The following is a 21,214-nucleotide window of genomic DNA, read 5'->3' as shown; positions in this document are numbered from 1 at the left end:
ACTTTGGAGGAATCTAAACTTATGAAAATTATCGTTGTTGGCGGCGGGAAGGTCGGAACGGCCCTCTGTCGCTCCTTAGTGGCTGAAAAACATGATGTTATCCTGATTGAGCAGGATGAGGCTGTTCTCAACCAGATTACCAAACGCTATGATATTATCGGTATTTCTGGCAATGGAGCCAACTTCAAAATCCTAGAACAGGCGGATGTTGGGCACTGTGACATCTTCATCTCTATGACCGAGCATGATGAGGTCAACATGGTTTCAGCTGTTCTGGCCAAACGGATGGGGGCTAAGGAAACCGTCGTTCGGGTGCGTAATCCTGAATATTCCAACCCTTACTTTAAGGAGAAGAACATCCTAGGCTTCTCGCTGGTGGTCAATCCTGAGCTCCTAACTGCTCGCTACATCGCTAATATCATTGACTTCCCTAACGCCCTGTCAGTAGAGCACTTTGCCAATGGCCGAGTGGCACTGATGGAGTTCAAACTCAAGGAAGACAGCAATCTCTGCCAGATGAATATTTCCCAGTTCCGTAAGAAATTTGGAAATATCATTGTCTGTACTATTGAGAGAAAAGGGCACTTGGAAATTCCTGACGGCGACTTCACTTTGGAGGCCGGAGACAAGATCTATGTAACAGGTAACCGCCTAGACATCGTTCAATTCCACAATATGGTACGCCCTAGAGTGGTTAAGAGCCTGATGATTATCGGGGCTGGCAAGATCGCCTATTACTTGCTCAATATTCTCAAGAACAGTAAAATTGAGCTCAAAATCATTGAATCCAACCGTGAGCGGGCAAACTTTTTCAGTCAGGAATTTCCTGATCTCTATGTCGTCCATGGTGATGGTACTGCCAAGGACATCCTGCTGGAGGAACGCGCCAATAACTTTGACGCTATCGCTACCCTGACTGGTGTGGATGAGGAAAATATCATCACTTCCATGTTCCTTAATAATCTAGGTGTACAGAAAAACATCACCAAGATTAACCGGACTAGTTTGTTGGAAATCATTGATAATCAAGATTTCGCTAGCATCGTGACACCTAAAGGTATCGCCGTTGATACCATTATGCACTTTATCCGTGGCCGCTACAATGCTCAATTCTCTAACCTAGAAGCTCTGCACCATGTAGCCAACGGCCAAATCGAGACCCTACAGTTCCAAATCAAGGAAGAAAACAAGATGACTGGTATTCCTCTGTCTCAGCTTCATCTGAAGAAAGATGTCCTGATTGCGGCCATTATCCGTCAAGGCAAAGCCATCTTCCCTACCGGTGATGACGACCTGCAAGTCGGAGATAAGATTATCGTTACCACTCTGCTGCAAAATATCACGCAGATTTACGATCTGTTAGCGAGGTAGGGCCATGAATAGATCTATGATTCGCTACCTGCTAGCAAAACTGCTGCTGATTGAGGCGGCTCTGCTGATTGTACCTATTATCGTCGCTCTAATCTACGGTGAGCCCTTAAAAATCTTTCTCTCTATCGGGGCGACCATGGCCATCTTGCTAGTTTTAGGTGGAATAGGCTCTTATTTCAAACCAAAGGACCTGCATATCTACGCTAAGGAAGGGGTCCTGATTGTAGCCCTTTGCTGGATTCTTTGGTCCTTCTTCGGAGCTCTGCCCTTTGTTTTTTCCGGGCAGATTCCGGATGTTATCGATGCATTCTTTGAGATTAGCTCTGGCTTCACCACGACAGGAGCGACTATCCTTAACGATGTCGGCGTTCTTTCCCATTCGCTGCTCTTCTGGCGCAGTTTTACCCACTTAATCGGAGGAATGGGAGTGCTGGTCTTTGCCCTAGCTATTATGGACAATGCCAAAAATGGTCACTTGGAGGTCATGAAAGCAGAAGTTCCGGGACCAGTCTTTGGCAAGGTTGTGTCCAAACTCAAGAGTACGGCCCAGATTCTTTATATCATTTATCTGGCTCTCTTTGCTATTTTCGCCCTCCTTTATTTCCTGGCGGGTATGCCTCTCTTTGACAGCCTTGTGATTGCCATGGGAACAGCTGGTACAGGAGGATTCACCGTATACAATGACGGTATTGCCCACTACAACAGCTCGCTGATTACTTATCTGGTCAGCTTTGGGGTCTTGGCTTTCGGGGTCAACTTTAATCTCTACTATTACTTGCTGATTCGCAAGTTTAAGGCCTGCTTTGGCGATGAGGAACTTAGGGGCTATCTCTGGATTGTCTTTCTTTCCACTGCCTTGATTGCCTTTAATGTCTTCCACCTCTATCAAGGCTTTGCCAAGAGCGTGGAGATTTCCTTCTTCCAGGTAGCCAATGTCATCACAACAACTGGATTCGGCTATGGTGATACGGTCAAGTGGCCCCTCTTTTCTCAGGTCATCCTGCTCCTGCTCATGTGTATCGGGGGCTCAGCTGGATCAACCGCTGGGGGATTCAAGGTTATTCGGGGGATTATTATTTCCCGCATTGCTAAAAATCAGATTCTATCTACCTTGTCACCTAATCGTGTCCTGACCTTGCATATCAATGGTGCAGTCATCGAAAAGGATACTCAGCATAAGGTACTGAAATACTTAGCCGTTTATATCTTGATTATTCTATCTCTCATTTTCATTGTCAGCTTGGATAATAATAACTTTATGACGGTTGTCAGTGGTGTTCTATCCTGCTTCAATAATATCGGTCCTATGATTGGGACGACAGATAATTTTTCTATCTTTAGTCCTTTTTCCAAACTGCTGCTAGCCTTTGCTATGATTGGCGGTCGCTTGGAAATCTACCCGATTCTCCTACTCTTCCTGCCTAAGACTTGGTCTAGAAGGTAGGAAACACTCTGAAATTATAGATAAAAAAAGTCACACTAGCTAAATAGCTAGTGTGACTTTTTTCTTGTATCGTTTCTTTTCAGGCTGAAATGGTCTGGTACAGGATCCTCTCCCGGCTGGGACCAGGGATGACAGCGGAGAATTCGCGCCACGCCCATAAAAACTCCCTTGGCACCATGCTTCTGGATAGCCTCTATCATATAGTTAGAGCAGGTGGGCCGAAAGCGGCAAGATGGAGGGAAAGCAGGCGATATGAAGCGTTGATAAAAGCGGACAGGAGCAATAAGCAGTTTCTTTATCATTTCTTGGTCTTGGTTACAGCCAGTGTATGCAGCTGGCTGACTTCTTTTTTATTGAGCTTACGATACTCACCAGGCTTGAGGCCAGTTAAGTCCAAATGACCAAATCGAGTCCGTGAAAGCTTATCCACTTGCAATCCAACCGCCTGGAACATCTTCTTGACCTGATGGTTACGGCCTTCGTGGATGGTCAGCTGAACGACCGAGCGATTTTTCGCCGGATCAACCTTGATAATCTCATAAACTGCTGGCTTGGTTTTGCGCCCCTCTATCTCAATACCTCGAGTCAGAGGACGAAGAACTTCTTTATTGGCCAATCCTTTGACACGCGCCACATAGACCTTGTCAATCTCATTGCGGGGATGAATCATCTCGTCGGTAAAGTCCCCGTCATTGGTCAGAATGAGAATGCCAGAAGTATCCCAGTCCAAACGACCAACCGGATAAATCCGCTCCTTGACCTGAGGCAAGAGCTCCACGACCGTCTTACGTCCCTTGTCATCACTGACAGAGGAAATGACCCCGCGCGGCTTATTGAGGAGGTAATAAACCTTCTCTTCGTTGTAGATAGGTTGGCCTTCAACTTCCACACGGTCGCCAGACTTGACGTTCGTTGCCAGCTCACATACTACTTGGCCGTTTATACTGACCTTCCCTTGCCTGATTAGCTCTTCTGCCTTACGGCGGCTGGCTATCCCAGCATGAGCGATGTATTTATTGATTCTCATCGATATCTGTCCTTTCAATAAAGAGCTGGCTTTCTTCAGCAACTAGCTCTGTTTCTTCGACAATCGGCAGTTCATCTAGGTGATTGATCCCCATATAGTCTAAGAAATAATCCGTTGTCACATAGAGATTTGGCCGGCCAATGACTTCCTTTTTGCCATCTTCTCGAACCAATTCAAAAGCCAAGAGCTTAGCTAATGCACCGCTGGAATTAACCCCGCGGATGTCATCTATTTCTACCCTTGTAATCGGCTGCTTATAGGCAATGATAGACAAGGTTTCAAGGGCCGCCCGCGACAGACTTTGATTGATTGGTGCCCGTGAATAGGCCCGCAGAATCTCAGCAAACTCTGGCTTTGTGACCAGCTTGTATGTCTTTGAGGTTTCCAGCAGGGTCAGGCTAGAGTCCGGATTTGCTTCATATTGCTCAGCCAACTTCTCCAAACTCTGAATAACCCCGGTCGGCGGCAAAGATAGGATTTCTGCCAATTGATGAACCTTGAGTCCATCTTCTCCCGCCACAAAAAGCAGGGCTTCAATCTCTGCTAACTTACTCATTTCCTCTTCCTACTAAATAAATATTTCCAAAATTTTCTTCCTGAATGACTTGCACTTCCTGCACCTTGACCAATTCCAAGGTCGCTAGAAAGAGTGTAATAACTTCATTCATGTCCTTGGTCTCTGCGAAAATTTCCTGCAAAGCCAAACGGCTCTTACCAGCACAGCGCTGGCGCACCACTTCCATCATGTCCTCAATCTTATACTCGTCTCGCACAATGGTTGTATGACTTTTAGAAAACTCCTCTTGCTTCTTGGCGATAACTTTGGAAAAAGCCAAAAAAAGATCAATCGTTGACTTGTCATGCAGGAGCTCAGCGTCTTCATAAACCAGCTCCAGCTTAGGCTTAGAATAATAAAGCGCTCGGTCATCATGCTGGAGCGACATTTTCTCACCCAAGAGCTTGAACCTGCGGTATTCCTCAATCTGGCTCAAGAGGTCTTGCTCTAAATCATCTTCCAGCTCAGCATTATCCGCCACCTTAGGCAGAAGCTTGCGGCTCTTAATCAGCATGAGCTGGCTTGCCATGACCATATACTCGCCCGTCACTTCCAGCTTCATGGCCTGCAAAGTAGCCACATAAGCCAGATACTGCTCGATGACCTCCGTAATGGGCACATCATAAATATCCACCTGGTACTTAGATACAAGGTGGAGCAGCAGGTCCAACGGGCCTTCAAAATCTTTTAGTTTGATATCCATTTTTATCTGTATTTTTCTAGTGTAATCATGGTTTTCAAGCCCAAATCTTGGGCAATATCATAGAGGCCAATCCCCTTCTCCCGCTGACGCAAAATAAACTGCTCACGCAGGCTTTGGGCAGATAGACTGGCTTGTCCCTGCTCAATCAAGAAGGCCTCTAGCTGACGGAAGCCCCATTGACGAGAATAGGATTTGCCGTTTTTCTCAAATAAATATGTCCCTGTCAGATAGTCTTCCAGCTCACCCGTCAAGCTCTCAGGAATCTTGATGACCCGCTTCTGACCGGCCTTTTCAATCTTCAAAACCTGAAAGTCAAGATTGACATCTGCCACTCTGACCTGCAGAATCTCACTGGGCAGCAAGCCCATTTCCAAGATAAGAAGAGCCATCAGCCGCCCCCTGGGAACGCTTGATTCCTGCCAAAAAGCAGACAAATCTAGCAGTTCATTTTCCTGCTCCTTTGATATGGAAACCTTGGGTAGGACCAAGCGGTGAAACTCCTCAATAAACTGCTGCTGATAAAGGAAGTAGAGAAATTGATTGACTGCTGAGAGCTTCCGCTTCTGAACAGCCGCCTTAAAATCCTTGATGGAGGCCTGATAAATCCGCAGATTGGTCTCTGTGATTCGGCCATGTACTTCCTCGATAAACTGCTCCAAATCATAAGAATAGGCAATTTTAGAATTTTCTGAGATATTTTTTTGATTTAAAAACGGTCTAATGTATTCTTTCATTTTTTGCGAATTTCGTACTTTTTGCTAAAGCCGTGCAACAAAGAATTGACAGCTTTCAAAATGGACTTTCTAGTAATAATTCCGTAAAAATGCTGATCCTCGCCCACAACCGGCAGGAATGACTCGTCGACTAGCTTATGAAGTACATCTGATACAGTATAATCTGGCCCAACTGTCAAGTCGTCCATTTTAGTCATATGGACGATGTCTGTCATCATGAATTCCTCTTCTGGCAAATCATGGCGCATGCGATAAGACATGATGTCTGTCAGGGAAATCGTGCCAACAAACTTTTTATCTGCTGTCACGACTGGTACACGTGAGTAAGTCATTTGGCTCAGCAGTAGGATTGCATGATCCACATTGTGGGTGTCAATCATAACCGCCAGATTTTCCCCAGGCGTCAAAAAAGTTTCTTCATGTTGCAGCAGATAGTCTTCAAATTCCTTAGCAATCATCGGCTAAACTCCTTGGACAAGCTTGGATAGAGTTCATGATTTCGTGTATAGAAATCAACTTTAAAGCGGTCCTTATCAATCTCTACCTTAGCGTAGAGGCGTTCGTTGATCAGGCCGCGTGGCTGGCTGATGGAGCCCGGATTCAGAAAGAGCGTTTTGCCCTCCATTCGAGCATCTGGGATATGCAGGTGCCCATAGAGACAGATGTCTGCATTAACCTCTTGTGCCCACAAATCCAGCTTTTGAAAAGAAAAGTTGATATGGAAGAGATGGCCATGAGTCTGAGCAATTATGATCCCAGCCAAATCCGTCACCAATCGTTCTGGATAGCCGTCGTAAAAGTCCATATTCCCTGCAACAACCTGAATCCCTTGCCACACCTCATCATCAGAAGGAAGCTCAGAGTCTCCGTTATGGAAAATCGCATCTACCTTTCCAATATAATGATTCCTAATTTCTTCTACAATAGCACGGTCGCCATGAGAATCACTCATGACTATAATGGTTTGCTTTGCCATGCTGGAAATACCTCCACTAATTTCTTAACTGCCTGAGCCCGATGGGATTGCGCATTTTTTTCTTCCATCGTCAGCTCGGCAGATGTTTTTCCTGTTTCTCCCACTAAGAACAAAGGATCATAGCCAAAGCCATTTTCCCCTTTTGGCTCATGGGCAATGTAGCCCGGCCAATCCGCTTCAACTACCAGAGACTCCCTGTCAGGACTGGCCACCACTAGGGTCGTATGAAAATGGGCCGAGCGGTCCTTGATTTCAAAAACCATAGCCAATTCATGCAGGAGCTTGATGTTGTTTTCATCATCTGTCGCGCCTACTCCAGCGAAGCGAGCCGACCAGACGCCAGGCAAGCCGCCTAAAACATCGACCTGCAGACCCGAGTCGTCAGCTAGCACCATTTTACCGGTCAGTTTACTGATGGTCTCTGCCTTGAGCCGCGCATTTTCCTCAAAGGTGGTTCCCGTCTCTTCCACTTCTGGCAAATCAGGATAATCATTGAGATTTTCAACCTTATAGCCCAACTTATCAAAGAGTTTGCGAAACTCTGCTGTCTTTCCTTCGTTGCGAGTCGCAATCAAGATGGTATCTCCGACAGCCATCTCGGACTCCTGCCCCTGACCAAAAAAGTCGGTCATCTTAACTCCATCTTTAGACAGGAAGAAAACCTTGCGCAGCAAGTCCTTTTCTGTAATCAGAATAGCCCCCTTATGACTGGTCGCCTTAAAATCCCGCTCCTGGCGGTCGTTAATCATATTGAGGACAAACTGGATATAGGACATAGGCGAGCCGTATTTGACCACAACTGTGGTAAAGGCGTTGTAGTCTTCATCCAAATCCCGCTCAATCAGCTCACTCAACTCTGCATCAATATGCTCCAAGAGCCTGTATGGGATGTCGTTGAAATGATAGCCGGCCTTACGAAAGCGGGTCCATTCTCCGATATACCAATTGTTCTCGTCAATGTATTCATAAATTTTATTTGTCATAAGCTTACATGCTCCACATTCACTTTCAGGCCCAGCCAGCTTTCTGCAATCTCCGAAAAGCTCTTGGCATTGGCAGTTGTGTAAAATTTGTGATTAAGCTCCTGTTTTTCCCGACTGCGATTGATTTCAAAGTAATTGAGCAGGACAGAAATATCCCGTACGCACTCTGCCCCGCTGTCGATCAGCTTCACATTTGGTCCCATCCTATTTTGAATAATAGGCCGGAGCAAGGGATAGTGGGTACAGCCCAAGACAAGTGTATCTACTCGGCCAGCAAGAGGCTGCAGGGTTTCATAGACCACTTTTTTGGTAAGACTGGAATGAAGTTCATTGGACTCTACCAAAGGTACAAACTTAGGGCATGCCAAACTTTCCACCTGCATCTCCGGCGAGAGCGCTTCAATCTTCTGACGATAGATATCAGAAGAAACAGTCATTGGCGTTCCAATAACACCGATACGGCCGCTGACAGTTGACTTAATAGCTGCACTAGCCCCCGGCAGAATCACGCCCAGTACTGGAATATCCAGCTTTTCCTTCACTTCTTCCCAGACAACGGCAGTCGCTGTATTGCAGGCGATAACAATCATCTTAACATCCTTGGTCAGGAGGAAGTTGACCAATTGCCAGGTATAAGCGCGAATCTGCTCAGCAGGCCTAGGACCGTAAGGAGCCCGCGCTGAATCTCCGATATAAATGACCTCTTCGTGGGGGAGCTGCCGCATGAGCTCACGGACTACAGTCAAACCGCCCACTCCTGAGTCTAAAAAACCGATTGGTCGATTATCCATAAGGTCTTCTTTCTAAAACAAGGGACTGGAAGCCGATTCCAAATCCCCATTTTTTTTATAGATTTTCTCTGCTGGTATTAAAAGCCAGCCTCTAGAAAATTATTTTTTCTTTTTGCTCTTAGCAAGCGCAGCTTTCTGCTGGCTGATAATTTGACGATAAACTTGCTGTACTTTCGCTTCATTTGGCCGTTGACCGCTAGCGCTAAGCAAGGTCCGAACTGCTTCTACATTCAAACGCGGATTTTCTGCAAATTCCTTCTCTACTTGACGACGAAGCAGATACATACCCAAGAGTACACCTCCAGCAAATGCCGCTAAAATCAAGATAATCTCTAAAAATACATTCATATCAAGAACTCCTCTATTTCCATTTTTACATTGCTCTTCATTATATCAAATTTTCTCTATTTTTCAAAATCAAAGCCATATAGTGTCGCAAAATAATCTTCTGGTTTTTCTGCCCGACGAATCATGCGAACATTGCCATCTTGTTCCAAGAGAATTTCGCTGGAGCGGAGCTTGGCATTGTACTGATAACCCATAGAAAAACCATGAGCACCCGTATCGTGAATCACTAGTGTATCGCCTATTTGACTGACGGGCAGCGAGCGATTAACGGCGAATTTGTCGTTATTCTCGCAGAGACTGCCGACAACATCCACAATCTCTGTCTCACCCTCAGGTCGATCCATATTGGTAATGTGGTGATAAGAGCCATACATAGCAGGACGAAGTAGATTGACTGCAGAAGCGTCCACTCCCAGATAGGTTCTGTATGTCTGCTTCTTATGGGTAACCTTGGTAACCAGCAGGCCATAAGGTGCCAACATAAAGCGACCCAGCTCCGTATAAATCTTGACCTGTCCTAGACCAGCCGGTGTCAGAATAGCTTCATAGGCCTGACGAACGCCCTGACCGATGACCGCAATGTCATTTTCCTCACCATCAGGCTGGTAATTGATTCCAACACCACCAGAGAGATTGATAAAGTCCAACTCAACTCCTGTCTCAGCCACTACTTCTACAGCCAGCTCAAAAAGCTGACGGGCCAGTTCAGGATAGTAGTCATTGCTGACAGTATTTGAGGCCAAGAGGGCATGAATTCCAAACTTCTCAGCTCCCAATTCCTTGAGCTCTTTGAAAGCTTGAATCAGCTGGTCCTTGGTCATACCAAACTTAGCTTCTTCCGGATTATCCATAATGCTAGTTCCCAGCTCAAAGACACCGCCAGGATTGTAACGACAGGAAATGACCTTGGGAATACCAGCAGCCTCCTTCAGAAAGGCCACATCTTCATAGGCATCCAGATTGATAGTCGCTCCTAGGTCACGCGCAAACTGAAATTCATCAGCTGGTGTGTTATTGGACGAAAACATGATATCCTGTCCAGCAAAGCCCAGCTTTTGGCTCATGAGCAGCTCAACGTAGCTAGCACAGTCCACCCCGCAGCCTTCTTCTTTGAGGATTTTTAAAATAGCAGGATTGGGAGTGGCCTTAACGGCAAAATACTCTTTAAAACCTGGATTCCAAGAAAAGGCCTTATGCAAGGCACGCGCTCTTTCCCGAATTCCTTTCTCATCATAAAGATGGAAAGGGGTTGGAAACTGAGCCGTAATCTCAGCTAGCTTGTCACGACTGACAAAAGGAGTTTTCATAGTATTCTCGCTTTCTATTTGCTGGCTTTATTATACCATAAATCCATAGGAGAAACAAAAAGCACTGGAGCAAACGTCCAATGCTTGAGTCTTATTTAGCCTAGTTATTTGTTTCTTCCAAAAATACGCAGCAAGCTGAGGAAGAGATTAATGAAGTCCAGGTACAGATGCAGAGCCAGCGAAATTGCCCAGCCATTCCCTGGATTGCCATTGGTCTGCTCATATACATAGCGGATTTTCTGATTGTCCCAAGCGATAAGTCCTGAGAAAATAAGGACTCCAACGATACTGATGATAAAGTCCAAGCCACTGCTTCTCAAGAAGATATTAAGGAAGCTAGCAGCGATAATACCAATCAAACCGGCCATACAAGCTCTGCCCATTCCAGAAAGATCCTTCTTGGTCACCTTGCCGATGAAGCCCATGGCAAAGAACATAACGGTCGTTGTCAGAAAGGCTAAGAGAACCTCTGACTGAAGATACAGCGCCATGATAATACTTAGGGTAAAACCATTGATGGCTGAATATGCTAAAAACATAGGCAACGCCGCTGGGCTATTGCTCCGAGCAGTTCCAGATGCTACCAACACAAGGATAAACTCAACTGCAATAGCTGCATAATAGATCCAGACAGATCTTGTCAAAATAGTATAAATAGCATCTTGAAAGACAAATAGCATCAAGAGGGATACGATTGCCGAGATTCCGATACCGACACCAACGATAGAATAAATCTTGGCATAGAAAGAATTAATATCTGATTGATCTTGAATAATAGAATGATTCATAGTTACTCCTTTTATAATAAAACATTTACGGTTTTAGCATCTTTCGATGAAAGAGCTTGCGATTACTGACCTTGCGTCTCCAAGGTGCCGTTACTTCTTTGACGGCCCAATACTTGTCCACCATCGTCACAACGAATGATTCTTTGTAGCGAGGCGGTGCCAAAGTCAGGCCCCACATATGCTTGACGATAATGTCCTCTTCGACTTTATTAAGCTTAGTAATCTTGCGAGCATTGCGAACTGCCAGACGGGGATGAACCCAAGCATGACTCTTCTTAAACTTGGTTACACGCCAGTCATAGTAGAATAAGTCATGAAGCAGGGCACCGCGTGCCGTGCTGCGAGCATTCCAGCCAAATTTTTTGGCAATTCTGTAACTAGTATAACTTACATTGATGGAATGTTCAAGTCTATTGGAATGAATATGATGGGGAATTTCTTTCAGGCGCTGCACACTAGGCTTTTCAATCAAGTGCCCAACATAGGCCATAAATTCCTCGTCCTTTTTGTAAGGCATAGAATCACCTCCCTTGCCAACTATTATATCTCTTTTTCTGATTTTTAGCTTAAATGAAAGATTAAAATACCAGCAGCGACAGCAACATTGAGACTTTCTGCCTGCCCCTTCATGGAAATATGGACCAGAACATCAGCTGCTGCCGTCATTTCTGGACTAATTCCCTGCCCTTCATTGCCCATGACTAGAGCAAACCTCTCTTTACTATCCACCTCTCTGTAATCGATAGATGTTGACGACAAGGTTGACGCCAGAATTGGCAGACTGGAAGACTGAGCCAGCCTAATAAAATCCGCTGTATCCATCCGATAAACTGGTAGGTGAAAATGACTCCCCTGCATAGAGCGCAGCGTTTTTAGGTTATAGATGTCTGCCGACAAACGAGAGATGAAAACCCCGTCAAACCCAGCTGCATCCGCAGTCCGAATGATGGTGCCGACATTACCTGGATCCTGAACGTCCTCCAAGAAAAGATAGCGTCCGCTTAACTCCGCCGGTATCTCTTCCCTTTCAAAAGCCACTTCCGCGACAATGCCCTGTGGCGTCTTACTATCAGCCAAATCTGATAAAATTTCCGGACTGACAAAGATTACCTGAGAAAAATCAGCTAATCGCTCTGCATATTCCGCTAAAGCAAAAATCCGAATCAGCTCTGCCCCGCTGCTGACAGCTTCCTCAAATAAATGCCAGCCCTCGATTAAATAAGAATCCTTGCGGTATTTTTTGTGATGAAGTTTTTTAGCTTTTTTTACCACATTATTGACTTTTGAGGTTATAATATTCATAAGAACATTATACCACAATTTAGCAGACTTGCACTCATACTGAGGGCTTAAATCCCCTCGGTCCGCTCACTAAAGGAGGACGCCATGCAGAAAGTAAAAATGACAGCTCAAGGACGGGTACAAGGGGTTGGATTCCGCTGGGGAGTCTATTCTCTAGCACTGGAAATCGGAGGTATTACCGGCCGAGTCTGGAACAACGACGACGGAACTGTTGGCATTCTGGCTCAGGCTGATGACTCAGCTCTGATGGCCAAATTTATCCAGGAAATCCGCAAGGGACCGACACCTTTTTCTAAGGTCAGCTATTTGGATGTGACCATGGCTAATTTCGACTCCTATCCTGACTTTAAAATTTCAAATTAGGTCTGCAGAACTATTGTATATTTTGCAAAAAAACAGTAGAATAGATAGGTATTATTTTTTAGAAACAAAGGATATGAACTCGTGAAACATTTCAAACGCTTTTTATTCTCCGGTATGGGACTGGCTGCCCTTCTTTTCCTGTCCGGCTGTGTAGGCCGTGACAAGGCTGGTAATCCTTCTGGTCTGATCTGGGACGTGATTGGTCAGCCTATGGCGGATGGCATCCAATTTTTCGCCAAGAATTCAGGATTGGGTTATGGTCTGGCTATTATCATCGTTACGCTTATCGTGCGGATTATCATTCTTCCGCTGGGAATCTATCAGTCTTGGAAGGCAACGCTTCAGTCTGAAAAGATGAACTACTTCAAGCCGATTTTTGCCCCAATCCAAGATCGAATCAAAAATGCCGAAACTCAGGAAGAGAAAATGAAGGCTCAGCAAGAACTGATGGCTGCTCAAAAAGAGAATGGACTCAGCATGTTTGGCGGTATAGGCTGTCTGCCTCTGCTCATCCAAATGCCTTTCTTCTCAGCCCTTTTCTTTGCAGCCCAGTATACTCAAGGAGTTGCAGGCAGTTCCTTCCTCTGGATTAAAGACCTGGCCAAAAGCGACTGGGCTTTGACCGCTATTGTCGGTATTCTCTACTATATCCAGTCAGTGCTCTCTCTGCATGGTATTGAAGATGAAACTCAAAGAAACAGCATGAAACAGGCTTCTTATATGAGTCCTATCATGATTGTTGGCTTCTCATTCTTCTCTCCTGCCGCAGTCACTCTCTACTGGGTAGTCGGTGGATTTATCCAAATCATCCAGCAATTTATCATCAACTACATCATTCGACCTCGCTTGAGAAAACAGGTAGCAGAGGAATTTGAAAAAAATCCTCCTAAAGGTTTGAAAAAAGCTAGCCGGGCTAAAGATGTCACTCCAAAAGCTCAGCCAGCTATTGAGCAAAAGAACAAAAAGAAAAAGAACCGCAATGCTGGTAAGCAACGGTCAAGATAAAGAAAAATTCTTCTAGCTAATACTAGAAGAATTTTTTTAATCTCGAGTAAGAATCAGCGTAACCGATATAAAAAGCTTAGAAAACAAAGCAATAACTGATGAACGAGGTGACTCTATCACAGTAAAACGGTAAAGCCAATCAAGCCCTTCTTATATGAAACCCAAATCCTGCCCTTGAAAATCCGCACCAGACTTTCTGCCATGGATAGGCCAATTCCGTAGCCAGGCTGCTTCTGATTGTGCGATTCGTCCTCGCGATAGAAACGGTCAAAGAAACGACTGTAATCAACATTTTTGCCGCCCGCGTAACTATTGGCTACAGTCAGACGAGCTCGTTTCCCGCGCTTGGCCTTGGTCAGGGTGACAAAAATTTGCCCATCTTCGTCACAATACTTGCAGGCATTGTCAATCAAGATACTAACCAATTCATAAAGTTCATCTTCAGTTGCCTTGACATGGATATCTTCCTGCAGCTTGATCTCATACTTCTTGCCTGCTTTCTCGATGACAGACTTGAAGTTTCCTGCTACTTTTTTGATAACTTCTGAGAAATTTACATCTACCAAGGTAACATCTGGCTGCTCTTCCAAACGGGCCAGAACGACCATTTGATTGATTAGATTACTGAGACGCTTGACCTGGTCCTTGGTGCTTTCTGTCCATTCATTTTCGCCAGTCATCAGCTCTTGCAGCTCCGTATTGGCTGAGATGATTGCCAATGGCGTCTTCAGTTCATGTCCCGCATTGGTAATGAAACGCTTTTGGTTTTCATAGTTTTTGATATAGGGACGGATGGCAAAGTTGGAAAATCCAGACACGACTAAGACAAAGAAAATAAAGCTATAGAAGCACAACTGGATAGACAGCCAGAAAAAGTCATTGCGGCTTTCGAGATAATTGGTCGAATCTAAGACCACCAGTAAATAGCGCTTGGTCTTGGAATCCTGCGTTATCTGGTAGGAATAAAATTGACTGCCTACCTTAAAAACCCCACTGCTGCGGCTGTCCTTAATCACTTTGTTAGCATAGCTGAGCGCCTGCTCCTTAGATAGATTGGAAAGATGGTCTAAGTTGGTGGAGTAAAGTGTTTTGTCTTCGTTATAGACCACACTGAAATAGCGGTATTGGTAGATGGTGTCAATGGTGATACGGTCGTTTTGCAAGCTCTCAGCTGTTTCTTCTACGCTGGGAAAATCGCCGTTATTGGCAGATAGAATATTGAGAACAGCTTGGATTTCTCCGTTGGTCTGCAAAAAGCGAACGGAGTTTAAGACAGCAATCATGGTCAGCAAAATACAGACAATAGCTGCCGAAGCCAGCAGAATGAACCGAATTTTAAGCTTCCGAAACATGGCTATCTCCTTCCAGCAGCACCAGAGTGAAACTGCCGCCTTCCTCACCCAAGATAGCAAGATCAGCATGAATAGCCTTCAGCTTCTGACGCAAATAGGAAATATAAATCCAGACGAAGCCTTCGTCCAAATCCTCATCCTCGTCTTTAGACCAAACATGACGGAAGATTTCCTGAGTAGAAAGACTCTTCTGGGCATTGAGCATGAGAAATTCCATCATTTTAGATTCCTTACCAGCTAGGCGAATAGAGTTGGAGCTAATAAGCTCATGTTCTCCGACATTGAGACTGGTTTGGCCAATCTGCAGCAAATTGGGGGTGAACGTCGCTACTCGTCTGGACATAGAGCGCAGGCGAGCCAGAAGTTCTTTCAGAGAGAAGGGCTTGGTCAGATAATCATCTGCACCGGCATCCAGCCCTGTGACCTTGTCATCCACCTCTGACATAGCTGTCAGCATGATGACGTGGGTCGTATTGCCGGTTTGGCGAATTTCTTTCAGCGCTTCAATTCCTGTCTTGACTGGCATCATGATATCCAGAATCATCAAATCATAGGCATTTCCCTTGGCCAAGTCCACAGCTTCTTGCCCATCAAAGGCTGTATCAACCTGATAGCCTTCATGGGTCATCGCCGTTTCCAAGACACGGGACAGCTGCTGCTCGTCTTCAGCTAATAAAATCTTCATCATCTCACTCACTTTCTCGAATCAAATTGCGGATGGTCTGCATGGTCACATCACAGGAAGCCAACTCATCTGCACAGCGTTTCAGCTCGCGGACAATCCGCTTGCTGTCTTTTATCTCGTGCTTGTACTTCATCTGGTGTTCTAAGCTGGCCCAAGAGTCCATGGCAATGGTCCGAAGTTGGATTTCTACAAAATAGCGGCCAGGATTTTGACCATGACAATCCTCATAAGGAGTCTCCACCTCTAATATCAAGTGGTAGGAGCGATAGCCATTAGGCTTGGCAGCCCGGATATAGTCCTTTTCCAGAACAATCTCACAGCCCTCCAGCTGACGAAGCACCTCAATAGTCTGATAGATGTCCTCGATAAAACCGCAAACAATCCGAATCCCAATCGCGTCACGAATTTCTTTCAGGGCTGACTCTGGCGCCCTAGGCAGATTCTTGCGTTGACATTTATCTTCCATACTGGCTGCCTGCTTGACCCGTGCATTAAAATGCTCAAAAAGCTTCTGCCCTGTTTCCTGCTTGACTCGATCATTAGCCTCTTGAATACGCTGACTAAGATCATCTAAAATCTTTGGCAGGTAGACGCCGTATTCCCCATAAATATCTTGCTCTTGCATACAGTTCTCCTACTTTTCTAGCTTATTCTCATTATAGCATATCCATCTGTCTTTTCTCTATTTTTCCCCTGCTCTTCTTATCTAGCCTACACTCTCTGTCTTAAAAGAAACGAAAAAAGAACCAGTCTTCTAGCCAGTTCCTTTTGGTATTTATTAAACAGTTTTTTCAACCTTGAGAATTTTAACGTCGTAGCTACCAACCGGTGTTTCGACTGTTGCAGTATCACCTGTCTTTTTGCCAATCAGGGATTGACCAATCGGGCTTTCATTGGATACTTTGCCTGCGAAAGCATCTGCACCAGCAGAACCGACGATAATGTAAACTTCCTCTTCGCTTTCGCCTACTTCTTGGATGGTAACTGTTTTGCCGATAGCTACCTCGTCCTTGGCTACAGCGTCACTGTTTACAATCTCAGCGTAGCGGATCTTGGTTTCCAGACTAGAAATCTGACCTTCTACAAAAGCCTGTTCGTCCTTAGCAGCTTCGTATTCACTGTTTTCTGACAAATCGCCGTATGAGCGGGCAATCTTAATACGTTCTACCACTTCTGGACGACGTACCAATTTCAATTCTTCTAATTCTTTTTCTAGTTTTTCCTTTTCCTCTAGGGTCATAGGGTAAGTTTTTTCAGCCATTTTTTCTCTTTTCTTTTATTTTCTTTTATTTTAAAACTAAAACAAGAGGCTGAGACAAGTCTGTATCAGTCCCTTTTTTATATAGCAGGACTGAGAAAGCTAGAACAAAATGAGCTAGCTTTCTCTCGTCTGCAATGACAGCAGTCTAATTAGAACTGCTACTGGATTGAGTGAGCTTGCTATTGACATGCTCCTCAACATTTTTGGCGTGTTCCTCATAAGTATTAGCGAAGTAAACAGCGCCTGTTTCAACATTTGCCACAAAGTAGAGGTAGTCCGTCTTACTTGGATTAATGGTAGCCTCTAGAGCAGATAGGCTCGGACTATCAACTGGTCCAGGCATAAGCCCTTCTTTTTTATAGACATTGAAAGGCGAGTCAATATTGGTATCAATCTCAGCGTCCTCTTTCAGAGTCGTTTTCTTTCCTAGCTTGCCTTGAGCATAAAGGATAGCGATATTACTCTGAAGCGGCATCGCTTGATTGAGACGATTATAAAATACGCTGGCAATATCTTTACGGTCCTGGTCTGTCGAACCTTCTTTTTCCACCAGAGAAGCAAGAGTCAGAACTTCATTAACCGTCAAGTTCTTTGATTCAATAGTAGAGTAGTAAGAAGACAGATTGGTATTCATAGCGCCCAACATCTGGTCAATCAAGCTTTCCAAATCCGCATCCTCACCATAGTTATAAGTGGCAGGGAAGAGGTAACCTTCTAAGCGGTACTTGACTCCACTGTCCTTGCTTGGCAATGTGCCCAGCAGCTGTGGATACTTAGCCGCCATCTTGGAAATGAAAGCTTCATCCTGCACCTTAGCTAGGAAATCGTCCTTACTAAAAGGTGTCTTGCTAGTCTTCTTAGAAGTTGCAGCTGCATTAACCGTCACAGCCTCTGCAATCTGCTCCAGTGTATATCCTTCAGGAATAGTAACCTTGCCAACAACTGGTGGTTGCGGTGTATCTGTTCCACCTTCCTGAAGCTGCCGAGCAATGGTATCTAGGTCCATGCTCTTCTGGAGATTGTAATAGCCAGACTGGTAATTGTTAAAGCTTTTAATCTTGGAATAGAGACTAAAAACTTGGGCATTTTTAATCAGCCCCTTTTTCTCGAGGATTTCCCCAATCTGTTTAGAACTTGAACCTTCTGGTACTTCAACCGTCACATACTCTGTTGCGTTTGCATCAACAGGTTTAAGAGCTGAGGATACATAAGTATAGCCGACAACTCCTGTAACCACAAGTCCCAGTAGGACAATCAGCAGAACCGTTGTCATAATTCTGCGGGCTAAGGTGTTTTGACGTTTTTTCTTGACCGTGTTGTTAGCCCGATTAGCCCGAGATAGGACCTCATTGGGCTTCTTATCTTCCTCATCCACTCGGCCATAGACCTGAGGGTGAGCCTTTTCATTCTCTGAAACCTTGTAGGAAACATCTACCGAAGCCGGTCTAGCTTCAAAGTCCTCCGCAGCTGCTGTTTCTTTTGCAGAAGCAGAGTCCGCTTCTGATTGGCTAGTTGAAGAGGGAGTTTGTTCTTCCTTTTCTCCAGCTAAATCTTTCAAAATCTGCTCTTTAAAGCTCAGATTCTTCTCTTTGTCTTGTGATTTTTCAGTCAAAAATTTGACCTCCTTCATCATAATCCCTAACATTATATCTTAAAAGTCAGATAAATGCAATAAGAGTAGGATTTTCTAGCTTATTATTGGTTTTTTACAGTTTGAAACTAGGATTTTCCCAGACCATGTCAAACCAAGTAGCGCCTGCGTAAGTTGATTTTGACAAACCTTCATTTACAAAGGCATGCTTCTCGTAGTAAGCGGTAAGGTAGTCGTGGCAGGTCAGATTGATGCCGTGGCGTTCTTCTGCTATAGCAATCTCTTTCATAGCTTCCAATAGCTTGCGACCGACTCCCATCCCCTGAGCATCTTTTGAGATAGAAAGGCTGGTCAGTGAGATAAAGCCACCATCCAGATGACCATAATCTTCAATCTCCTCTGTAAAGGAAATATCCTTTAAATAACGTTCTGGACGGACAGGTCCCTCCAGATAGCCCAGAACCTTACCCTCCTTTTCTGCTACCAAAAAAGTCGAAGATAGAGTTTGGATATGTGCTGCTAGACTTTCGCGGCTAACAGCCTCTTCTGGACTGAAATTTTCCAATTCAATCGCATAAATGGCATCTAAGTCAGCCATTTGAGCTTGACGGATAATCATCACTTCTCCTTAAAATTGGGATTTCCCCACACCATATCAGACCAAACAGCCCCACCGTGAGTTGAGTCAGAAATCCCTTCGTGGACGAAACCATTCATCTCATAATAAGGTATCAGCTCATCATGACAGGTTAGGCTAATGCCCTTTCGATTTTGCTGAACAGCTGTCTCCTTGAGAGCTGCAAGCAACAAGGTTCCGACCCCCTGCCTCTGAAAATCAGGATGGACGGACAGACTTTGGACGGCAATGAAGCCACCTTCTGGAGAATTAGCACCCACCTTGCTAAAGAAGTCATCTGTCAAATATCGCGCCTGAACAGCTGGTCCAACAATATAGCCCGCCAGCTGACCATGCAGCTCTGCTAGCAAAAAAGTATCTGGAATCTGCTCAATCCGCTCTTTGAGAACTTCTGAACTGGCTGCTTCTGCTGCTGGAAAATTCAGCTGCTCAATTGCAAGAATTTCTTCCCAGTCGCTCAAGTCAGCCTGCCTGATTCGAATCGGTCCTTCCATCAAGTCTCCTCCTACTGAACGTTGCTGGTCAGATTGGACAGGAGACGTTCAAAGGAATATTCATAGGTCTGGATGTCACCAGCTCCCATAAAGACATAAACGGCATTATCGTGGTCAAGAAGCGGAGAAACATTATCCACGTCAATGACCTTGGCCCGCTTCACAATCTTTTCAGCCAAATCTTCGACCTTGACATCGCCCTTGTCCACCTCACGTGCAGATCCGTAAATCTGAGCTAAATAGACTGAGTCAGCCTGATTGAGGGCTTCCGCAAATTCGTCCAAGAGAGCAATGGTCCGAGTGAAGGTATGCGGCTGGAAGATCGCCACGATTTCTTTGCTTGGATATTTCTGACGGGCTGCATCCAAGGTTGCGATAATTTCCGTCGGATGGTGAGCAAAGTCATCAATGATAACTGTTTCGTTGACAATTTTCTCTGTAAAGCGGCGCTTAACCCCGCCAAAGGTCTTGAGGTGTTCCCGAACTAGATTCAGATCAAGACCTGCTGTATACAAGAGGCCGATTACTGCTGTCGCATTCATAATGTTGTGACGGCCAAAGCTTGGAATCTGGAACTCACCCAGCTCTTGCCCGCGGAAAGAAACTTTAAAACCTGATCCGCTGGTGGAACGCAAGAGGTCGTGAGCGACAAAGTCATTGCCCTCTTCCTTGAAACCATAGTAGTAAATCGGGGCATTGGACGTAATCCGACGCAGCTGCTCATCTTCTCCATAAATGAAGAGCCCTTTGGTAATCTGCTTGGCATAGTCATTGAAAGCGTTAAAGACATCTTCCAGGCTTGTGAAATAATCCGGATGGTCAAAGTCGATATTGGTAATGATCGAATATTCCGGATGATAAGGCATGAAATGACGCTCGTACTCGTCTGACTCAAAGACAAAATACTTGGCATTGGCAGAACCGCGGCCAGTACCATCTCCAATCAGATAGCTAGTATCCGTGATATTGGAGAGAACATGGGAGAGAATACCCGTTGTAGATGTCTTCCCATGTGCACCAGCCACTCCCAAACTGACAAAGTCACGCATGAAGCTGCCTAAAAACTCATGGTAGCGTTTATAGCTGATGCCGTTTGCGTCTGCATAGGCAATTTCTACATTGTTATCTGGACGAAAGGCATTGCCGGCAATGATTTCGAAGTCTGGTTGGATATTCTTTTCATCAAAAGGCAGAATGGAAATGCCAGCCTGCTCCAGACCGCGCTGAGTGAAATAATATTTATCAACATCACTGCCCTGAACCTTATGGCCCATCTGGTGCAGCATCAAAGCCAAAGCGCTCATACCAGAGCCCTTAATCCCGATAAAATGATAGGTTTTCGTCATGATTACTCCTTAAGATACAAGGCCATAAAAGCAAGTCCCAAGAGGAAAATCTCCGCAGACCCTCATCAGCCCACAGGGATTTTCTTTCTTTACAAGCTTTTAGGCACCACCAAAACACCAAAGAAGCCGGACCAATCAGTAAGTCCCAGC

At 45.1% G+C, this 21,214-nt stretch carries 26 protein-coding genes; 4 read left to right on the top strand and 22 right to left on the bottom strand.

Annotated features, from left to right (window positions below; translation table 11 throughout):
- Window positions 1-21 precede the first annotated feature (21 nt).
- Together trkA and RP262_RS09015 are read left to right on the top strand one after the other, a co-directional pair.
- Complete coding sequence (gene trkA, locus RP262_RS09020) at window positions 22-1,371, top strand: Trk system potassium transporter TrkA (RefSeq protein WP_311154936.1); 1,350 nt, start codon at window positions 22-24, stop codon at window positions 1,369-1,371.
- 4 nt (window positions 1,372-1,375) lie between these two features.
- Window positions 1,376-2,815, top strand: coding sequence for a TrkH family potassium uptake protein (locus tag RP262_RS09015; protein ID WP_311154935.1), 1,440 nt, complete (start codon window positions 1,376-1,378; stop codon window positions 2,813-2,815).
- 47 nt (window positions 2,816-2,862) lie between these two features.
- Here the strand turns inward: RP262_RS09015 and yidD are convergent, their stop codons facing one another.
- The 14 genes from yidD to RP262_RS08945 all read right to left on the bottom strand — a co-directional run bounded on the left by yidD (window position 2,863) and on the right by RP262_RS08945 (window position 12,330).
- Complete coding sequence (yidD, locus tag RP262_RS09010) at window positions 2,863-3,117, bottom strand: membrane protein insertion efficiency factor YidD (protein WP_125402439.1); 255 nt, start codon at window positions 3,115-3,117, stop codon at window positions 2,863-2,865.
- Complete coding sequence (locus RP262_RS09005) at window positions 3,114-3,842, bottom strand: pseudouridine synthase (protein WP_004185788.1); 729 nt, start codon at window positions 3,840-3,842, stop codon at window positions 3,114-3,116. The genes yidD and RP262_RS09005 overlap by 4 nt, the downstream gene beginning before the upstream one ends.
- Window positions 3,829-4,398 carry an SMC-Scp complex subunit ScpB gene (gene scpB / locus RP262_RS09000; protein WP_002894610.1) on the bottom strand — a complete coding sequence of 190 codons (570 nt, stop codon included), beginning with the start codon at window positions 4,396-4,398 and terminating at the stop codon, window positions 3,829-3,831. The genes RP262_RS09005 and scpB overlap by 14 nt, the downstream gene beginning before the upstream one ends.
- Complete coding sequence (locus RP262_RS08995) at window positions 4,391-5,101, bottom strand: segregation/condensation protein A (RefSeq protein ID WP_002909093.1); 711 nt, start codon at window positions 5,099-5,101, stop codon at window positions 4,391-4,393. The genes scpB and RP262_RS08995 overlap by 8 nt, the downstream gene beginning before the upstream one ends.
- A gap of 2 nt (window positions 5,102-5,103) precedes the next feature.
- Window positions 5,104-5,835: a site-specific tyrosine recombinase XerD gene (gene xerD / locus RP262_RS08990; protein WP_311154934.1), complete on the bottom strand. Its 732-nt coding sequence runs from the start codon at window positions 5,833-5,835 to the stop codon at window positions 5,104-5,106.
- Window positions 5,832-6,293 (bottom strand): cyclic-di-AMP-binding protein CbpB, encoded by a 462-nt coding sequence (gene cbpB / locus RP262_RS08985; RefSeq protein ID WP_002897025.1) that lies wholly within the window; start codon window positions 6,291-6,293, stop codon window positions 5,832-5,834. The genes xerD and cbpB overlap by 4 nt, the downstream gene beginning before the upstream one ends.
- Window positions 6,290-6,811, bottom strand: coding sequence for a metallophosphoesterase (locus RP262_RS08980; RefSeq protein ID WP_311154933.1), 522 nt, complete (start codon window positions 6,809-6,811; stop codon window positions 6,290-6,292). Before RP262_RS08980 ends, cbpB begins: the two co-directional genes overlap by 4 nt.
- Window positions 6,790-7,794, bottom strand: a complete 1,005-nt coding sequence (locus RP262_RS08975) for a nucleoside-triphosphate diphosphatase (RefSeq protein WP_311154932.1) — start codon at window positions 7,792-7,794, stop codon at window positions 6,790-6,792. Before RP262_RS08975 ends, RP262_RS08980 begins: the two co-directional genes overlap by 22 nt.
- Window positions 7,791-8,585 carry a glutamate racemase gene (gene racE, locus RP262_RS08970; RefSeq protein WP_311154931.1) on the bottom strand — a complete coding sequence of 265 codons (795 nt, stop codon included), beginning with the start codon at window positions 8,583-8,585 and terminating at the stop codon, window positions 7,791-7,793. The genes RP262_RS08975 and racE overlap by 4 nt, the downstream gene beginning before the upstream one ends.
- A 99-nt stretch (window positions 8,586-8,684) precedes the next feature.
- Window positions 8,685-8,933 carry a YneF family protein gene (locus RP262_RS08965; protein WP_311154930.1) on the bottom strand — a complete coding sequence of 83 codons (249 nt, stop codon included), beginning with the start codon at window positions 8,931-8,933 and terminating at the stop codon, window positions 8,685-8,687.
- Between the two features lie 56 nt (window positions 8,934-8,989).
- On the bottom strand, window positions 8,990-10,240 hold the full coding sequence (locus RP262_RS08960) for a diaminopimelate decarboxylase (RefSeq protein WP_311154929.1): 1,251 nt from the start codon (window positions 10,238-10,240) through the stop codon (window positions 8,990-8,992).
- A 104-nt stretch (window positions 10,241-10,344) separates the two neighbouring features.
- The gene (locus RP262_RS08955; RefSeq protein ID WP_223322322.1) at window positions 10,345-11,028 is read right to left on the bottom strand and encodes a Bax inhibitor-1/YccA family protein; all 684 of its coding nucleotides are present in this window, start codon (window positions 11,026-11,028) and stop codon (window positions 10,345-10,347) included.
- Window positions 11,029-11,053: 25 nt separating this feature from the next.
- The gene (locus RP262_RS08950; protein ID WP_311154928.1) at window positions 11,054-11,545 is read right to left on the bottom strand and encodes an HD domain-containing protein; all 492 of its coding nucleotides are present in this window, start codon (window positions 11,543-11,545) and stop codon (window positions 11,054-11,056) included.
- Window positions 11,546-11,589: 44 nt separating this feature from the next.
- Window positions 11,590-12,330, bottom strand: a complete 741-nt coding sequence (locus RP262_RS08945; RefSeq protein WP_311154927.1) for an RNA methyltransferase — start codon at window positions 12,328-12,330, stop codon at window positions 11,590-11,592.
- Between the two features lie 84 nt (window positions 12,331-12,414).
- On the opposite strand from RP262_RS08945, the gene RP262_RS08940 reads away from it, so the two are divergent.
- Together RP262_RS08940 and yidC are read left to right on the top strand one after the other, a co-directional pair.
- Window positions 12,415-12,693 carry an acylphosphatase gene (locus tag RP262_RS08940; protein ID WP_311154926.1) on the top strand — a complete coding sequence of 93 codons (279 nt, stop codon included), beginning with the start codon at window positions 12,415-12,417 and terminating at the stop codon, window positions 12,691-12,693.
- An 81-nt stretch (window positions 12,694-12,774) separates the two neighbouring features.
- Window positions 12,775-13,698 (top strand): membrane protein insertase YidC, encoded by a 924-nt coding sequence (gene yidC, locus RP262_RS08935; RefSeq protein ID WP_311154925.1) that lies wholly within the window; start codon window positions 12,775-12,777, stop codon window positions 13,696-13,698.
- A 116-nt stretch (window positions 13,699-13,814) separates the two neighbouring features.
- Here the strand turns inward: yidC and RP262_RS08930 are convergent, their stop codons facing one another.
- The 8 genes from RP262_RS08930 to murC all read right to left on the bottom strand — a co-directional run bounded on the left by RP262_RS08930 (window position 13,815) and on the right by murC (window position 21,064).
- A complete protein-coding gene (locus RP262_RS08930) occupies window positions 13,815-15,050 on the bottom strand; it encodes a HAMP domain-containing sensor histidine kinase (protein ID WP_311154924.1) in 1,236 nt (411 codons plus the stop codon).
- Complete coding sequence (locus RP262_RS08925) at window positions 15,034-15,735, bottom strand: response regulator transcription factor (protein ID WP_311154944.1); 702 nt, start codon at window positions 15,733-15,735, stop codon at window positions 15,034-15,036. Before RP262_RS08925 ends, RP262_RS08930 begins: the two co-directional genes overlap by 17 nt.
- A 4-nt stretch (window positions 15,736-15,739) precedes the next feature.
- The gene (locus RP262_RS08920) at window positions 15,740-16,360 is read right to left on the bottom strand and encodes a GTP pyrophosphokinase family protein (RefSeq protein WP_311154923.1); all 621 of its coding nucleotides are present in this window, start codon (window positions 16,358-16,360) and stop codon (window positions 15,740-15,742) included.
- A 153-nt stretch (window positions 16,361-16,513) separates the two neighbouring features.
- On the bottom strand, window positions 16,514-16,996 hold the full coding sequence (greA, locus tag RP262_RS08915) for a transcription elongation factor GreA (protein ID WP_311154922.1): 483 nt from the start codon (window positions 16,994-16,996) through the stop codon (window positions 16,514-16,516).
- Window positions 16,997-17,141: 145 nt separating this feature from the next.
- Window positions 17,142-18,641 (bottom strand): endolytic transglycosylase MltG, encoded by a 1,500-nt coding sequence (mltG, locus tag RP262_RS08910; protein WP_311154921.1) that lies wholly within the window; start codon window positions 18,639-18,641, stop codon window positions 17,142-17,144.
- 61 nt (window positions 18,642-18,702) lie between these two features.
- A complete protein-coding gene (locus RP262_RS08905) occupies window positions 18,703-19,206 on the bottom strand; it encodes a GNAT family N-acetyltransferase (protein WP_311154920.1) in 504 nt (167 codons plus the stop codon).
- Window positions 19,206-19,718, bottom strand: a complete 513-nt coding sequence (locus RP262_RS08900; RefSeq protein ID WP_311154919.1) for a GNAT family N-acetyltransferase — start codon at window positions 19,716-19,718, stop codon at window positions 19,206-19,208. Before RP262_RS08900 ends, RP262_RS08905 begins: the two co-directional genes overlap by 1 nt.
- An 11-nt stretch (window positions 19,719-19,729) precedes the next feature.
- Window positions 19,730-21,064, bottom strand: a complete 1,335-nt coding sequence (gene murC / locus RP262_RS08895) for a UDP-N-acetylmuramate--L-alanine ligase (RefSeq protein ID WP_011837372.1) — start codon at window positions 21,062-21,064, stop codon at window positions 19,730-19,732.
- Window positions 21,065-21,214: the final 150 nt, after the last annotated feature.

This window comes from uncultured Streptococcus sp. (assembly GCF_963456385.1).
Lineage (GTDB): Bacteria > Bacillota > Bacilli > Lactobacillales > Streptococcaceae > Streptococcus.
The sequence above is the reverse complement of the archived record's forward strand: the minus strand, read 5'-3'. Positions and strand labels throughout refer to the sequence as shown.

What these genes read in the sequence shown, in the direction of transcription:
- RP262_RS08950 (WP_311154928.1), bottom strand. Translation starts at nt 11,545, where the DNA reads ATGCCTTACAAAAAGGACGAGGAATTTATGGCCTATGTTGGGCACTTG.
- RP262_RS08995 (WP_002909093.1), bottom strand. Translation starts at nt 5,101, where the DNA reads ATGGATATCAAACTAAAAGATTTTGAAGGCCCGTTGGACCTGCTGCTC.
- RP262_RS08955 (WP_223322322.1), bottom strand. Translation starts at nt 11,028, where the DNA reads ATGAATCATTCTATTATTCAAGATCAATCAGATATTAATTCTTTCTAT.
- RP262_RS08960 (WP_311154929.1), bottom strand. Translation starts at nt 10,240, where the DNA reads ATGAAAACTCCTTTTGTCAGTCGTGACAAGCTAGCTGAGATTACGGCT.
- trkA (WP_311154936.1), top strand. Translation starts at nt 22, where the DNA reads ATGAAAATTATCGTTGTTGGCGGCGGGAAGGTCGGAACGGCCCTCTGT.
- RP262_RS08940 (WP_311154926.1), top strand. Translation starts at nt 12,415, where the DNA reads ATGCAGAAAGTAAAAATGACAGCTCAAGGACGGGTACAAGGGGTTGGA.
- RP262_RS08975 (WP_311154932.1), bottom strand. Translation starts at nt 7,794, where the DNA reads ATGACAAATAAAATTTATGAATACATTGACGAGAACAATTGGTATATC.
- RP262_RS09015 (WP_311154935.1), top strand. Translation starts at nt 1,376, where the DNA reads ATGAATAGATCTATGATTCGCTACCTGCTAGCAAAACTGCTGCTGATT.
- RP262_RS08980 (WP_311154933.1), bottom strand. Translation starts at nt 6,811, where the DNA reads ATGGCAAAGCAAACCATTATAGTCATGAGTGATTCTCATGGCGACCGT.
- greA (WP_311154922.1), bottom strand. Translation starts at nt 16,996, where the DNA reads ATGGCTGAAAAAACTTACCCTATGACCCTAGAGGAAAAGGAAAAACTA.
- scpB (WP_002894610.1), bottom strand. Translation starts at nt 4,398, where the DNA reads ATGAGTAAGTTAGCAGAGATTGAAGCCCTGCTTTTTGTGGCGGGAGAA.
- RP262_RS08925 (WP_311154944.1), bottom strand. Translation starts at nt 15,735, where the DNA reads ATGAAGATTTTATTAGCTGAAGACGAGCAGCAGCTGTCCCGTGTCTTG.
- racE (WP_311154931.1), bottom strand. Translation starts at nt 8,585, where the DNA reads ATGGATAATCGACCAATCGGTTTTTTAGACTCAGGAGTGGGCGGTTTG.
- RP262_RS08900 (WP_311154919.1), bottom strand. Translation starts at nt 19,718, where the DNA reads ATGGAAGGACCGATTCGAATCAGGCAGGCTGACTTGAGCGACTGGGAA.
- murC (WP_011837372.1), bottom strand. Translation starts at nt 21,064, where the DNA reads ATGACGAAAACCTATCATTTTATCGGGATTAAGGGCTCTGGTATGAGC.
- RP262_RS09005 (WP_004185788.1), bottom strand. Translation starts at nt 3,842, where the DNA reads ATGAGAATCAATAAATACATCGCTCATGCTGGGATAGCCAGCCGCCGT.
- RP262_RS08965 (WP_311154930.1), bottom strand. Translation starts at nt 8,933, where the DNA reads ATGAATGTATTTTTAGAGATTATCTTGATTTTAGCGGCATTTGCTGGA.
- xerD (WP_311154934.1), bottom strand. Translation starts at nt 5,835, where the DNA reads ATGAAAGAATACATTAGACCGTTTTTAAATCAAAAAAATATCTCAGAA.
- RP262_RS08920 (WP_311154923.1), bottom strand. Translation starts at nt 16,360, where the DNA reads ATGCAAGAGCAAGATATTTATGGGGAATACGGCGTCTACCTGCCAAAG.
- RP262_RS08930 (WP_311154924.1), bottom strand. Translation starts at nt 15,050, where the DNA reads ATGTTTCGGAAGCTTAAAATTCGGTTCATTCTGCTGGCTTCGGCAGCT.
- RP262_RS08945 (WP_311154927.1), bottom strand. Translation starts at nt 12,330, where the DNA reads ATGAATATTATAACCTCAAAAGTCAATAATGTGGTAAAAAAAGCTAAA.
- cbpB (WP_002897025.1), bottom strand. Translation starts at nt 6,293, where the DNA reads ATGATTGCTAAGGAATTTGAAGACTATCTGCTGCAACATGAAGAAACT.
- yidD (WP_125402439.1), bottom strand. Translation starts at nt 3,117, where the DNA reads ATGATAAAGAAACTGCTTATTGCTCCTGTCCGCTTTTATCAACGCTTC.
- RP262_RS08905 (WP_311154920.1), bottom strand. Translation starts at nt 19,206, where the DNA reads ATGATTATCCGTCAAGCTCAAATGGCTGACTTAGATGCCATTTATGCG.
- mltG (WP_311154921.1), bottom strand. Translation starts at nt 18,641, where the DNA reads ATGTTAGGGATTATGATGAAGGAGGTCAAATTTTTGACTGAAAAATCA.